This is a genomic window from Janthinobacterium sp. 1L-D-8-B-C4 (assembly GCF_057291295.1).
The window spans coordinates 233,052-245,545 of record NZ_JBXAVX010000003.1 but is presented as its reverse complement, the minus strand read 5'-3'; the positions used below and the strand labels follow the sequence as shown (position 1 = coordinate 245,545).

The window sequence follows — 12,494 nt, the reverse complement described above, 5'->3', positions numbered from 1 at the left end:
ATGTAACAGCAGACCTAGCCGCGCAGCACGGCGCGCACCTTCATCAGCGCGAATCCCAGCAGGTTCAGGCCGTCCCAGGTGGCCGGGTCGGCGATGCGGGCGTTGTCCGACGCCAGGCCCACGCCCCAGATACGGTCGACCGGGCTGGCTTCAACGATGATGCGCTCGCCGGTGGCCAGCAAGAACTTGCGCAGCGCCGGCTTTTGCGAGAACTTGGCGTAATTGCCGTCAAAGACAATGCCGGCGCGCGCCGCCTCCCATACCCTGGCGTCGAAGTTGGCCACTTCGCGGCCCAGTTTTTTCACTTCCGATGGCCGCTCGGCCGCCACGATGCGCGCCTGCACCTGCGTATCGCCAAACAGGGCGGCTTTTTGCGCCATCATGTAATGCTCGGCCGTGGCATAGCACACGCCGGCCAGGCTGAACGGCGACGGAAACCACTGGCTCAGGCAGCTCTTGTCGGCCAGCTGCGCCTGGGCCGGCGTATGCCCCCAGAAGTACAGGTAATCGGGCACGCCGCCGGCGGCGATCCAGGCCTTCAATTCTTCAACGTTATTGATATGCATATTCCTCGAACTTCTGCCAGGCGAGTCCCGGCTGGCGGGCTGGTGGCCGCCCTGGATAAAAGCGAAATTGTAACTGAAGGCGGCGTGAACCTTGCAGAATGCTCAATCCTGACAGTGACTGGAATAATACAAATAAAGCTGTCAAATTATCAAAATAAACATGATCGGTGTCACGGCGCGGCATGACCGACGAACTGGCCCACCCATCACGGAAAACCGCCTGGCGGCGCGCTTTCTGTAACGTCCAAGGCACGGCGGGCGCAATTGTGTCGAGTGGTCCTGACTATTCCGCGTCGGGCTGGCGCGAAGGATGTGCCAGCTGGAACGCAGGCAACTGCGCGCACGCCGCATCGATGCGCGCCAGCGCCGGAAACGGCGCCAGGTCGACCTCGAAGCGCCGCGCGCTGAACAGGTGCGGCACCAGGCAGCAGTCGGCCAGGGTCGGCGTATCGCCATGGCAGTATGGGCCCGTGTTGCCGGCGCGGGCCAGCATCGCGTCGAACGTGACTAGTCCTTCGCGCAGCCAGTGCTGCTGCCAGGCCAGCTTGGCTTCTTCGCTCTGCCCCAGTTCCCCTTTGATATATTTAAGCACGCGCAGGTTGCCCAGAGGGTGGGTGTCGGCCACCAGGGTCAAGGCCAGCGCACGCACGTGGGCGCGCCCGGCCGCGTCGCCAGGCAGCAGCGGCGGGTTGGGACGCGTCTCTTCCAGGTATTCGAGGATGGCCAGCGACTGGCCGATCACCACGCCGTTATCGTCTTCCAGCGTGGGTACCAGCGCCGACGGGTTGACCTTGCGATAGGCGTCGGCCAGTTGCTCGCCGCCGCTGCGCAGCAGGTGCACCGGCACCGCTTCGTAGTCCTGGCCCTTGAGATTGAGCGCGATTCGCACGCGGTAGGCGGCCGAGCTGCGGAAATAGGTATAGAGCTTCATCAGGATTTTTCGCCGTAGTGGGCCACGCCCTGCTCGATGCTGCCGAAGATGCTGGCGCCGGCAGCGTCGCGCATCTCGATCTTGACCGTGTCGCCAAATTTCAGGAAGCCCGTTTTTGGCGCGCCGTGTTCGATGGTTTCATACATGCGCACTTCGGCCAGGCAGCAGTAGCCGACGCCGCCGTTCTGAATACTGGAACCGAACAGATTGCCCTGCTTGTTCGATACCGTACCCGAGCCAACAATGGTGCCGGCGGCCAGTTCGCGCGTTTTTGCCGCATGCGCCACCAGTTGCGCAAAACTGAAGGTCATGTCCTCGCCCGCATTCGGTTTGCCGAACGGCTGGCCGTTCAGTTCCACCAGCAGCGGCAGGTGCAGCTTGCTGCCCTGCCAGTCGCCGCCCAATTCGTCCGGCGTGACGGCAACCGGTGAAAATGCGCTGGCTGCCTTCGACTGGAAGAAGCCGAAGCCTTTCGCCAGCTCGCCCGGAATCAGGTTGCGCAGCGAGACATCGTTGACCAGCATCACCAAGCGTATCGCCGCAGCCGCCTCAATCACGCCGGCGCCCATGGCGACATCACCGGTGATCACCGCCACTTCCGCCTCCAGGTCGATGCCCCACTCTTCCGACAAGGCATAGACGGGATCGCGCGGGCCGATGAAACTGTCCGAACCGCCCTGGTACATCAGCGGATCGGTGTAGAACGACGCGGGAACGTCGGCGTTGCGCGCCTTGCGCACCAGCTCGACGTGGTTGATATAGGCCGAGCCGTCGGCCCACTGGTAGGCGCGCGGCAGCGGCGAATGGCAGAGGGCCTGGTCGAACGGCTGGGCGCCTGGCGCCTGGCCGGCGTTCAGGCTTGCATACGCCAGCTCCAGTTGCGGCGCGATGGCATCCCAGTCGTCGAGCGCGGCTTGCAGGGTGGCGGCGATGGCCGGTACCGGCAGGTACTGGCGCAGGTCGCGGCTGACGAGGATCAGCGCGCCGTCGCGGCTGGCGTTCTTGAGGGTGGCGAGTTTCATGGTGGTGTCCTTGTGCGAGGTTTTTCACCATTAGAATCTTCTTGGGTCTATCATGCAAACAATATTTATTGTTTGATTTATCGGATTACCTCATGAGTCCCAGCCTGCGCCAGATGCGCGCCCTTGTCGCCCTTGCCAAGACCGGCAGCTTTACCCTGGCCGCCGAATACCTGCATGTCACCCAGTCGGCCCTGAGCGGCCTGATCAAGGAACTGGAAAACATTTTGGGGGTGCGCGTGGTCGAGCGCAGCACGCGCAAGACGCAATTGTCCGAGATCGGCCGCGAACTGTATCCGCTGTTTGAAAAGATGATCGAGGATCTCGACGGCGCCATGGCCGGCATCGCCCAGCGCAAGGCCCTGAAGACCGGCATGGTGCGCATCGCCGCGCCGCAGATGATGTCGTGCACCCTGCTGCCCGAAGTAATCGCCGCCTACCGCCAGGCGCACCCGGAGGTGCAGTTGCGCCTGGTCGACTGCCCGGTGGAGAATGTACCGGGCCGCGTGTTCAGCGGCGAAGTCGATTTCGGCATCGGCCCCGAACGCGATCCGACGGCGGAAATCGCCGCGCAAGTGCTGTTCGAAATGCCTTTCGTGCTGGTGTTTCCCGAACAGCATCCGCTGCGGCACAAGGAAAAAATCACCTGGGCCGACGTCGGCGACTACCCGTTCATTTCGCTGCAGGGCCAGTTCACCGAGCGGCTGCTGCGCGACATGCACGGCGCGTTTCGCGAGCAGTCGCTGAACCCGTATAACGAAGTGACCTTCATGACCACCGCGCTGGCCATGGTCAGCGCCAACCTGGGTGTGACGGCCTGTTTGCCTTATGCGGAACCGATGGTGAAATTATATAAACTGCAGATGCGCACCCTGCACGAACCGGAACTGACGCGGCGCTTTTTCGTCTACACCAAAACCGGCCGCTCGCTGTCGCCGGCGGCCGAAAGCTTCATGGCCTTTCTGTTCAGGTTCGTCGAGACGCACGAATGGAACCTCGGCAGCGGCGCGGGGGCGGCGCCCGTATAATCGCGGATCATCCCCATGCCTCTACCACCATGAGCCAGCCTGCCATCACCGACCTGTCGGACATCGACGCCGCCACCATCGCCATCAACCAGCGCATGAAGCACTTCGACGGCCACCGCGAAGTCTGGCTGTTCGGCTATGGCTCGCTGATCTACAAGGCCGATTTTCCGTTTATCGAACGGCGCCCGGCCAGCATCGCCGGCTGGACCCGGCGCTTCTGGCAGGGCTCGCACGACCACCGCGGCACGCCGCTGGCGCCCGGCCGCGTGGCGACCATCGTGCCGCAGGCCGGCGCCATCTGCGACGGCATGGCCTACCTGATCACGCCGGAAGTGTTCGCCCACCTGGACCACCGCGAAAAGAACGGCTATCTGCGCCTGGCCACGGCCATCACCTTTGACGATGGCGGTGCCACCGAAGGCCTGGTCTACATCGCCAACGAGGAAAACGCGGCCTTTCTCGGCGCCGCCCCGGAACTGGACATCGCGCGCCAGATCGCCAGGTCCAGCGGCCCCAGCGGCCCGAACAGCGAGTACCTGCTGCACCTGGCCAGCGCGCTGCGCGAACTGGGCAAGGTTGATGCGCATGTGTTTGCGATCGAGCAGCATCTGGCGCAACTGGCGCAAACGGACTGAGAGTCTATCCCAGTAGATGAATACGCCCCCTGCTGGCGCCCATCAGAAGCGGGGACTGCGTTGATCGTCGTTGCATGGCTCGCCATGCGGCCTCCTCACGCCTTGTCCGCGCTCCCGATGAGCTGCAAGCAGAAGACGCTCCCTACTGGGATAGGCTCTAAGTGCAAAAAACCATCACGCTAAAAATTTTCCGCATAAAGGTCATAAAACTGACCTATAATACTTTCAGCGTTTTTGCCGGCGTGCCATCGAACCCTCTGTTCACGGCCGCCCCCATCATGATAAAAATAAAAACCAGACCCTGGAGATACCAATGACTACAGCCGATACAGTCCGGAACGCGCACGCGCAGCCGGTCTCCGATACCAGCGCGCGCGACCTGGAGGCCAATGCGGTCTACCGCAAGGTCCTGTGGCGCATCATGCCGTTCCTGATGTTGTGCTATATCGTGGCCTTTATCGACCGCGCCAATATCGGTTTCGCCAAACTGCATTTCATCACCGACCTCGGTTTCAACGACGCCATCTACGGCATCGGCGCCGGCATTTTCTATGTGGGCTATATCCTGTTCGAAGTCCCCAGCAACATGGTGCTGCACAAGAACGGCGTGCGCCAGACCCTGCTGCGCATCATGCTGCTGTGGGGCGTGTTCTCGGCCGGCATGGCCTTCATGCAGACCTCGACCCATTTCTATGTGATGCGTTTCCTGCTGGGCGCGGCCGAAGCGGGCATGTTCCCCGGCATGCTGCTGTATCTCACCTACTGGGTGCCCTTGAACCGCCGCGCGCGCTTCAACGCCCTGTTTACCGCCTCGATTCCGCTGGCCGGCATGCTTGGCGGCCCGCTGTCCGGCTGGCTGATGCACACCTTCGAAGGCGTGGCCGGCATGAAAGGCTGGCAGTGGATGTTCATCATCGAAGGCTTGCCGGCATGTGCCCTCGGCCTGGTGGCGTACTTCTACCTGCAGGACGGCCCTGCCTCGGCAAAATGGCTGACGCCGGCGCAGAAAAACATCATCACGGAAGACCTGGCAAAAAGCGTCAGCGTCAAGAAAAACGGCGGTGAACACTCCTACATGGACGCCATCCGCGATCCGAAACTGTACTGGCTGTCCGGCATGGGCATCGCGGTGCTGGTCAGCACAGGCGGCGTGTTCTTCTGGCTGCCGACCATCATCCGCAAGTCCGGCATCGACAACGTGATGACCATCGGGATTTTGTCCGTGATTCCGTTCCTGATCGCGCTGATCGTGCAGTACCTGAACGCCCGCCATTCCGACCGCACCGGCGAACGCCGCTGGCACGTGGCCATCCCGGCCTTCTGCGCCGCCATCGGCTGGGCCAGCCTGCCTTCGGTACAGGGCAACGTGCCGCTGTCGCTGCTGATGCTGACCCTGGCCACCGCCGGTACGCTGGGTTTGACGGGACCATTCTGGACCCTGCCATCGTCCTTCCTGAGCGGCAAGGCGGCCGCCGGCGGCATCGCCCTCCTGAGCACCTTTGCGGGCCTGGGCAGCGTGTTCAGCCCGATGCTGGTGGGCTGGCTGTCGTCCACCACCGGCAGCCTGGCGATGGGCCAGTACTACTTTGCCGCCCTGATGCTGTTCGGCGCCGTGACCCTGCTGATCGGCGTCAAGCCCGAAGCGCTGGTCAAGCCGGCCGCCGCGAAATAATTTCAAACATCAAGCGAAGAAGATATGAGCGCATTACAAGCAACTGATTTGATCGGCGTGATCGGCGCCGGCGCCATGGGCAGCGGCATCGTCCAGGTGGCGCTGAACGCCGGCCACCACGTGGTGCTGCACGACGCGGCGCCGGCCGCGCTCGATCGCGGCATCGCCTCGATCGCCGACGCCTACCAGCGCCTGCAGGCCAAGGGCAAGATCGACGAAGCCACCCGCCTCGACCGTCTGGCGCGGCTGCAGCGCGGCGCCCACCTGGCCGACCTGGCCAAGGCGGCGCTGGTGATCGAAGCGATCGTGGAAAACATCGACATCAAGGCCAAGGTACTGGCCGAGGTCGAGGCGCTGCTGGCGCCGAACGCCATTATCGCCAGCAATACCTCGTCGCTGTCGGTGACCGCGATTGCGGCCCGCCTGCAGCGCCCGCAACAGGTGGCCGGCCTGCACTTCTTCAACCCCGCTCCCGTGCTGCCGCTGGTGGAAATCGTCAGTGGCAAGGTCACCGCGCAGGCCGTGGCCGACACCCTGTTCGCCACCGCGCTGGCGTGGGGCAAGGTGCCGGTGCGCTGCGCTTCGACGCCGGGCTTTATCGTCAACCGCGTGGCCCGTCCGTTTTACGGCGAGGCGCTGCGCCTGCTGACCGAACGCGCGGCCGATGTGACGGCGATCGACGCCATCCTGCGCGGCAGCGGCGGCTTTCGCATGGGCGCCTTCGAGCTGATGGACCTGATCGGCCACGACGTCAATTACGCCGTCACCCGCTCGGTCTACGACGCGCTGTACAGCGACGCGCGCTACACCCCGTCCTTGCAGCAAAAAGAACTGGTCGACGCGGGCTGGCTGGGCAAGAAAACCGGCAGCGGTTTTTACCAGTATGGCGCTGATGCGGTCAACCCGGCCGTGCCGGTTGCCGCGTTTGAAGCGGCGCCCGCCGCCATCGTGGTCGAGGGCGACCTCGGCGTGGCGGCGCCGCTGGCCGCGCTGGCGCAAGCGGCCGGCATCGCGGTCAATTTCGTTGCCGGCCCCGGCCTGCTGCGCATCGCCGGCCATGCCGTGGCCTTGAGCGATGGCCGCAGCGCCACCGCCCGTTACGCTGCCGACGCTGACGCCGATGTGGCCGTGCTGTTCGACCTGGCGCTCGATTATGCGAAAGCGACCACCATTGCGATTGCCTGCGCCGACCAGGCGCCAGCCGGCGCGCTGGCTGCTGTCACGGGCTTTTTCCAGGCACTGGGCAAGCAGGTGATCGTGATCGACGACGCGCCCGGCATGGTGGTGATGCGCACCGTGGCCATGCTGGCCAACGAAGCGGCCGAGGTGGTCCAGCAAGGCATCGCCAGCGTGCAGGATACCGACCTGGCGATGGTCAATGGCGTCAATTATCCGCGCGGGCCGCTGGCCTGGGCCGACACGATCGGCCCCGCCGTACTGCAGCGCGTGCTGGCCAACCTGACGGCAAGCTATGGCGAAGAACGCTATCGCAGCTCGCCCTTGCTGGCGCGCCGCGCGCTGACCGGCCAGCCGTTTTACCGGGAGCAGGCACTATGATCCAGGCACCCGTCAGTTTTTCGATCGCCGCGCCGGGCGTGGCCGTCATCACCATCGATCGCCCCGCGCGCCGCAATGCGCTGAACCTGGAAGTCAAACGCCTGTTGACCGACTTCGTGCTGGCACTGGGCGCGGACGATGCCGTCAAGGTGATCGTGCTGACCGGCGCCGGCAGCTATTTTGTCGCCGGCACCGATATCGACGAGATGCTGGACATGACGCCCACCAGCCATACCCTGAACGCCACCGACCAGGTGTTCACCACCCTGCGCCACAGCGGCAAACCGCTGATCGCGGCGGTCGAAGGCTATGCGCTGGGCGGCGGTTGCGAACTGGCGCTGGCCTGCGACCTGATCGTGGCCGCCGAAGGCGCGCGCTTCGGCCAGCCGGAAATCCGCGTCGGCATCATGCCCGGCGCCGGCGGCACGCAGCGCTTGCTGCGCACCATCGGCAAATACCAGGCGCTGCGCATGATGCTGACCGGCGAAGCGATTACCGCGAGCCAGGCATTCGCCTGCGGGATGGTGTCGGAACTGTGCCCGGATGGCGAGGCACTGGCACGCGCGCTGGCGCTGGCCACCACGATTGCCGCCATGCCGCCGCTGGCGGTGCGCGCGATCCGCGAAGTGGTGCAGCAAGGCCAGGACGCGCCACTGGAAAGCGCGCTGCTGCTCGAGCGCAAGGCTTTCCAGCTGTTGTTCGATACCGAGGACCAGCAGGAAGGCATGCGCGCTTTCCTGGAAAAACGCACGCCGCAATTCCAGGGCGCCTGACAGGAAAACGGTCCGATAGTTCAAAAAGCTGGTTCATCAACTGATTGGGTCATAATAACAACACTGTGTTATCCCCTTTGAGAGAGTTTGATGAAAGCAGCCCCAATACCCGGCACCGGCGGCGCAGCCGGCGCCATCGATTTCAGCCGCAGCGCGGCGTCGCGCTATGTGCAGCTGGCCAGCCTGTTCCGGCGCCGCGTGGAATCGGGACAGTGGCAGGTAGGACAGCAGATCCCGACCGTCGATGAACTGGCGGCCGAGTGCCAGGTGGCGCGCGCCACGGTACGCCAGGCGCTCGATTTGCTGGAGGAAGAAAAGCTGATCGCCCGCTACCGCGCCAAGGGCACGTTCGTGATCGGCAAGCCGCAGGAACAGTTCTGGTGCGAAGTGGCGTCGGACTGGTCGGGCCAGCTGATTGCGCCCGATGGCGTGACGATTGAAATTTTGACGCAGCGCCAGCGGCTGGCGCCGGCGCCGCCCGATCCGATGGTCGGCAGCATGGCGCCGTTCTACCAGCACTGGCGGCGGCGCCACTGGCGCAACGGCAAACCGTATTACCTGGGCGACGTGTATATCGACGAGCGCCTGTGCGAGCGCATCGCGCCGGAGTCGTTCGAGACCAAGACCTCGATGCGCATCCTGCGCGAGTTGCCGGGGCTGGAAATCGCCGAGGCGCACCAGACGCTGACCCTGGGTTCGGCCGATCCGGACCTGGCCGCGCTGCTGCAGCTGCCGCTGAACGCGCCGGTGGCCCACGTGGCCCGCTCGGCGGTCGACCGCGACGGCTGCCTGGTGTTTGTCGGACAAGGAATTTACCGGGGCGACGTGGTTCGCCTCGACATTAAACTGAAGTGATGGTCGAGGCCATCGCTTTTCTACACTGAAAAGGAATGGCATGAAACTTCACTGGTCCCCAAGATCGCCGTTTGTCCGCAAGGTCACCGTCCTGCTCAAGGAAACCGGCCTCGAAGCGCGCGTCGATTATGTACGCTCGGTGGCCGCGATGGCCACGCCGAATCCCGTCATCCTGGCCGATAATCCCCTGAGCCAGATCCCCACGCTGGTGCTCGATGACGGCCAGCCCCTGTACGACTCCCCCGTGATTTGCGAATACCTGGACGGCCTGCACGACGGCGCGCCGTTCTTCCCGCCGGCCGGCCCCACCCGCTGGCTGGCCCTGCGCCGCCAGGCACTGGCCGACGGCATGCTGGCGGTGCTGCTGCTGTGGCGCCAGGAACGCATGAAAACCACCGTGCAGCAGCTGCCCGAGTGGCTGGCCGCGTTCTCGCTGAAGATCAATGGCTCGCTCGATCGCCTGGAGCAGGAAGCCGGCGCGCTGGCACAGGACGGTTTCGACATCGGCCACGTCAGCGTCGGCTGCATGCTGTCGTATATCGACTACCGTTTTCCGGACCTGGGCTGGCGCGCCACGCGCCCTGTGCTGGCGGCCTGGCACGCCGTGTTCGAGCAGCGCCCGTCCGTGATCGCCACCGCGCCCGACGACGCGCAAACCTGATTCTTAACGGCCGGGCGATACCGCCCGCCGCACACCCCCAATACAGGAGTTTTCCATGGCTGGTCCACTATCCCATATCAAAGTGCTCGATCTGAGCCGCATCCTGGCCGGCCCGTGGTCGGGCCAGGTCCTGGCCGATCTCGGCGCCGACGTGATCAAGGTCGAACGGCCGAAAGTCGGCGACGACACGCGCAGCTGGGGCCCGCCGTTCCTGAAAGACCAGGACGGCAACGAGACGCGCGAATCGGGCTACTACCTGTCCGCCAACCGCGGCAAGCGCTCGGTCACGGTCGACCTCAATACCAGCGAAGGCCAGCAGATCGTGCGCGCGCTGGCGCTGCAGTCGGACATCCTGCTGGAAAACTACAAGGTGGGCACCCTGGCCAAGTTCGGCCTCGATTACGCCAGCCTGAAGGAAATCAACCCGCGCCTGATCTACTGCTCCGTCACCGGCTTTGGCCAGGGTGGCCCAAAGGCGGACAACGCCGCCTACGACTTCATGATCCAGGCCATGGGCGGCCTGATGAGCGTGACGGGCGAGCGCGACGACCTGCCCGGCGGCGGCCCGCAAAAAGTGGGCGTGCCCATCGTCGACCTGATGACCGGCATGTACACCTCGGTGGCGGTGCTGGCCGCGCTGGCGCGCCGCAGCGAATCGGGCCTGGGCGACTATATCGACATCGGCATGCTGGACGTGATGGTTGGCTCGATCGCCAACCAGGGCATGAACTACCTGGTGTCGGGGAAAACGCCGAAGCGTACCGGCAACAAGCATCCGAACATCCAGCCGCAGGACGTATTTGCCTGCGCCGACGGACATATCGTGCTGGTGGTCGGTAACGACTCGCAGTTTGCCAAGTTCTGCCAGGTGGCCGGCTGCGAACAATGGGTCAGCGACGAACGCTACGCCAGCAACGGCGCGCGCGTGCGCAACCAGGCCACCTTGCTGCCGCAGATGGCCGAACTGTTCCTGCAAAAGCCGATGCAAGCCTGGGTCGCGCTGCTCGACGAAGCGGGCGTGCCGTGCAGCCCGATCAACACCATCGCCCAGGTGCTGGAAGACGAACAGGTCAAGCACCGCAAGATGCGCATCGACCTGCCGCACCCGACCGCCGGCACGGTGCCGCAGATCCGCAGCCCGATGCGCTTCACGCAGGCCGAACTGGTGTTCGAGCGCGCCGCGCCACTGCTGGGCGAGCACACGCAGGAAGTGCTGTCCGGTCTCGGCTTTGACGAACAGCGCATCGCGCAATGGAAAAACGACGGCGTAATCTGACGTCGCAGCCCAACACAAGGATCCAGAATTTATGACACGCATTTCCTTTCCTACCCCGGAGACCATGAACGCAGAACAGCTGCGGGTCTACCAGGACATCATCAAGGGCCCGCGCGCGCGCCTGGTCGGGCCGCTGCGCGCCGCCCTGCACAACCCCGAGCTTGCCGACCGCTGGCAGAAAATGGGCGCCCTGCTGCGCTTTGGCACCAGCATCTCGCCACGCGCCAGCGAACTGGCGATCCTGGTCGCCGCGCGGCGCTGGAACAGCCAGCTCGAATGGCATATCCACGCCGCCGCCGCGCAGGACGCCGGCCTGCCGCAGTCCATCATCGACGCGCTGCTGGTGGCGGCGCCGCCGCTCTTTGACGATATCAAGGACGGCGCCGTGTACGAATACGCGCGCCAGCTGCTGCAGCGCGGCATGGTTGGCGAAGCGGCCTACCAGGAAGTGCTGGCCCTGTTCGGCGAAGCCGGCACGGTGGAACTGACGGCCATCATCGGCTACTACTCGATGGTGGCGATGACCCTGAACGCCCACCATATTCCGCTGCCCGACATCGATACACCGCTGCCGCTGCATCCGGTGGACGGCAACGAAGACGGCGTGCTGACCGAACTGCCGCAGGCGCAAGCATGAACACGCCATTCGAGACCGTCACGCCGCGCCGGCCCAATCCGCCACGCCAGCCCTTGCCGCCCGGCGCCTGCGACACGCACGCCCACGTGTTTGGCCCCTACGAGCAGTTCCCGCTGGCCCATCCATCGAGCTACGCGCCGCCGCTGGCGCCGGCCCCGCTGCACCTGGCCATGCTGGACATCCTGGGCGCCGCGCGCGGCGTGCTGGTGCAGCCGGCACCGTATGGCAGCGATGCCAAACCGATGCTCGATGCGATCGCCGCCAGCCATGGCCGCCTGCGCGGCATCGGCGTGGCCGGCAGCGATGCCACGCCCGAACACCTGCAGCAGCTGCATGACGGCGGCATCCGCGGCCTGCGCTTCGTCGAAGTGCGCGACCCGCAGGGCCAGCCTTACCTGGGCAGCGTCGGTGTCGACCAGCTGCTGGCGATGGCGCCGCAGATGAAAGCCATCGGCCTGCACGCGCAGCTGTGGGCGCCGCTCGACGATTACGCACGCTTGCTGCCGCCGCTGCTGGCCAACGGCGTACCGCTGGTGCTTGACCATATGGCCTGTTTGAAGACAGAGCGCGGCGTCGATGATCCGGCGTTTCAATATGTATTGAAGGCGCTGGAAGCTGGCGATATCTGGATCAAGCTGTCGCTGTGCCGCGTGTCGAAAATGGCGCCCGATTATACCGACCTGAAACCGTTCCACGAGGCGCTGGTGGCGGCCAATCCGCAGCGATTGCTGTGGGGTTCGGACTGGCCTTTCGTGCGCATGGGCGAGCAGTCGCCGGACGCCGGCCAGCTGCTCGACCTGTTTGCCGAGTGGGTGCCCGATGCGGCCATTCGCCACACCATCCTGGTCGACAATCCGGCCGCGCTGTACGGCTTCGACACCTGA

Annotated in this window: 13 protein-coding genes; 10 read left to right on the top strand and 3 right to left on the bottom strand. The window is 64.8% G+C overall.

The window, feature by feature from the left end; translation table 11 throughout:
* Positions 1-14 precede the first annotated feature (14 nt).
* The 3 genes from ybiA to AC0Z42_RS06955 form a co-directional block, all read right to left on the bottom strand.
* On the bottom strand, positions 15-566 hold the full coding sequence (gene ybiA, locus AC0Z42_RS06965; protein ID WP_485467511.1) for a riboflavin biosynthesis intermediates N-glycosidase: 552 nt from the start codon (positions 564-566) through the stop codon (positions 15-17).
* Between the two features lie 283 nt (positions 567-849).
* On the bottom strand, positions 850-1,497 hold the full coding sequence (maiA, locus tag AC0Z42_RS06960) for a maleylacetoacetate isomerase (protein WP_485467510.1): 648 nt from the start codon (positions 1,495-1,497) through the stop codon (positions 850-852).
* Positions 1,497-2,519 (bottom strand): fumarylacetoacetate hydrolase family protein, encoded by a 1,023-nt coding sequence (locus AC0Z42_RS06955; RefSeq protein ID WP_485467509.1) that lies wholly within the window; start codon positions 2,517-2,519, stop codon positions 1,497-1,499. Before AC0Z42_RS06955 ends, maiA begins: the two co-directional genes overlap by 1 nt.
* 92 nt (positions 2,520-2,611) lie before the next feature.
* Here AC0Z42_RS06955 and AC0Z42_RS06950 point away from each other — a divergent pair, with 92 nt between their 5' ends.
* The 10 genes from AC0Z42_RS06950 (at position 2,612) to AC0Z42_RS06905 (ending at position 12,494) form a co-directional block, all read left to right on the top strand.
* Positions 2,612-3,544 carry a LysR family transcriptional regulator gene (locus tag AC0Z42_RS06950; RefSeq protein ID WP_485467508.1) on the top strand — a complete coding sequence of 311 codons (933 nt, stop codon included), beginning with the start codon at positions 2,612-2,614 and terminating at the stop codon, positions 3,542-3,544.
* Between the two features lie 62 nt (positions 3,545-3,606).
* Positions 3,607-4,179 carry a gamma-glutamylcyclotransferase gene (locus tag AC0Z42_RS06945; protein WP_485467832.1) on the top strand — a complete coding sequence of 191 codons (573 nt, stop codon included), beginning with the start codon at positions 3,607-3,609 and terminating at the stop codon, positions 4,177-4,179.
* A 313-nt stretch (positions 4,180-4,492) separates the two neighbouring features.
* Positions 4,493-5,851, top strand: a complete 1,359-nt coding sequence (locus tag AC0Z42_RS06940) for an MFS transporter (RefSeq protein WP_485467507.1) — start codon at positions 4,493-4,495, stop codon at positions 5,849-5,851.
* A 24-nt stretch (positions 5,852-5,875) separates the two neighbouring features.
* Positions 5,876-7,408 carry a 3-hydroxyacyl-CoA dehydrogenase gene (locus AC0Z42_RS06935; protein ID WP_485467506.1) on the top strand — a complete coding sequence of 511 codons (1,533 nt, stop codon included), beginning with the start codon at positions 5,876-5,878 and terminating at the stop codon, positions 7,406-7,408.
* Positions 7,405-8,181: an enoyl-CoA hydratase-related protein gene (locus AC0Z42_RS06930; protein ID WP_485467505.1), complete on the top strand. Its 777-nt coding sequence runs from the start codon at positions 7,405-7,407 to the stop codon at positions 8,179-8,181. Before AC0Z42_RS06935 ends, AC0Z42_RS06930 begins: the two co-directional genes overlap by 4 nt.
* A 90-nt stretch (positions 8,182-8,271) precedes the next feature.
* Positions 8,272-9,036 (top strand): GntR family transcriptional regulator, encoded by a 765-nt coding sequence (locus AC0Z42_RS06925; protein ID WP_485467504.1) that lies wholly within the window; start codon positions 8,272-8,274, stop codon positions 9,034-9,036.
* A gap of 40 nt (positions 9,037-9,076) precedes the next feature.
* The gene (locus tag AC0Z42_RS06920; RefSeq protein WP_485467503.1) at positions 9,077-9,697 is read left to right on the top strand and encodes a glutathione S-transferase family protein; all 621 of its coding nucleotides are present in this window, start codon (positions 9,077-9,079) and stop codon (positions 9,695-9,697) included.
* A gap of 55 nt (positions 9,698-9,752) precedes the next feature.
* Complete coding sequence (locus tag AC0Z42_RS06915; protein ID WP_485467502.1) at positions 9,753-10,973, top strand: CaiB/BaiF CoA transferase family protein; 1,221 nt, start codon at positions 9,753-9,755, stop codon at positions 10,971-10,973.
* A 64-nt stretch (positions 10,974-11,037) separates the two neighbouring features.
* Positions 11,038-11,610, top strand: coding sequence for a carboxymuconolactone decarboxylase family protein (locus AC0Z42_RS06910; RefSeq protein WP_485467501.1), 573 nt, complete (start codon positions 11,038-11,040; stop codon positions 11,608-11,610).
* Positions 11,607-12,494, top strand: a complete 888-nt coding sequence (locus tag AC0Z42_RS06905; RefSeq protein ID WP_485467500.1) for an amidohydrolase family protein — start codon at positions 11,607-11,609, stop codon at positions 12,492-12,494. Before AC0Z42_RS06910 ends, AC0Z42_RS06905 begins: the two co-directional genes overlap by 4 nt.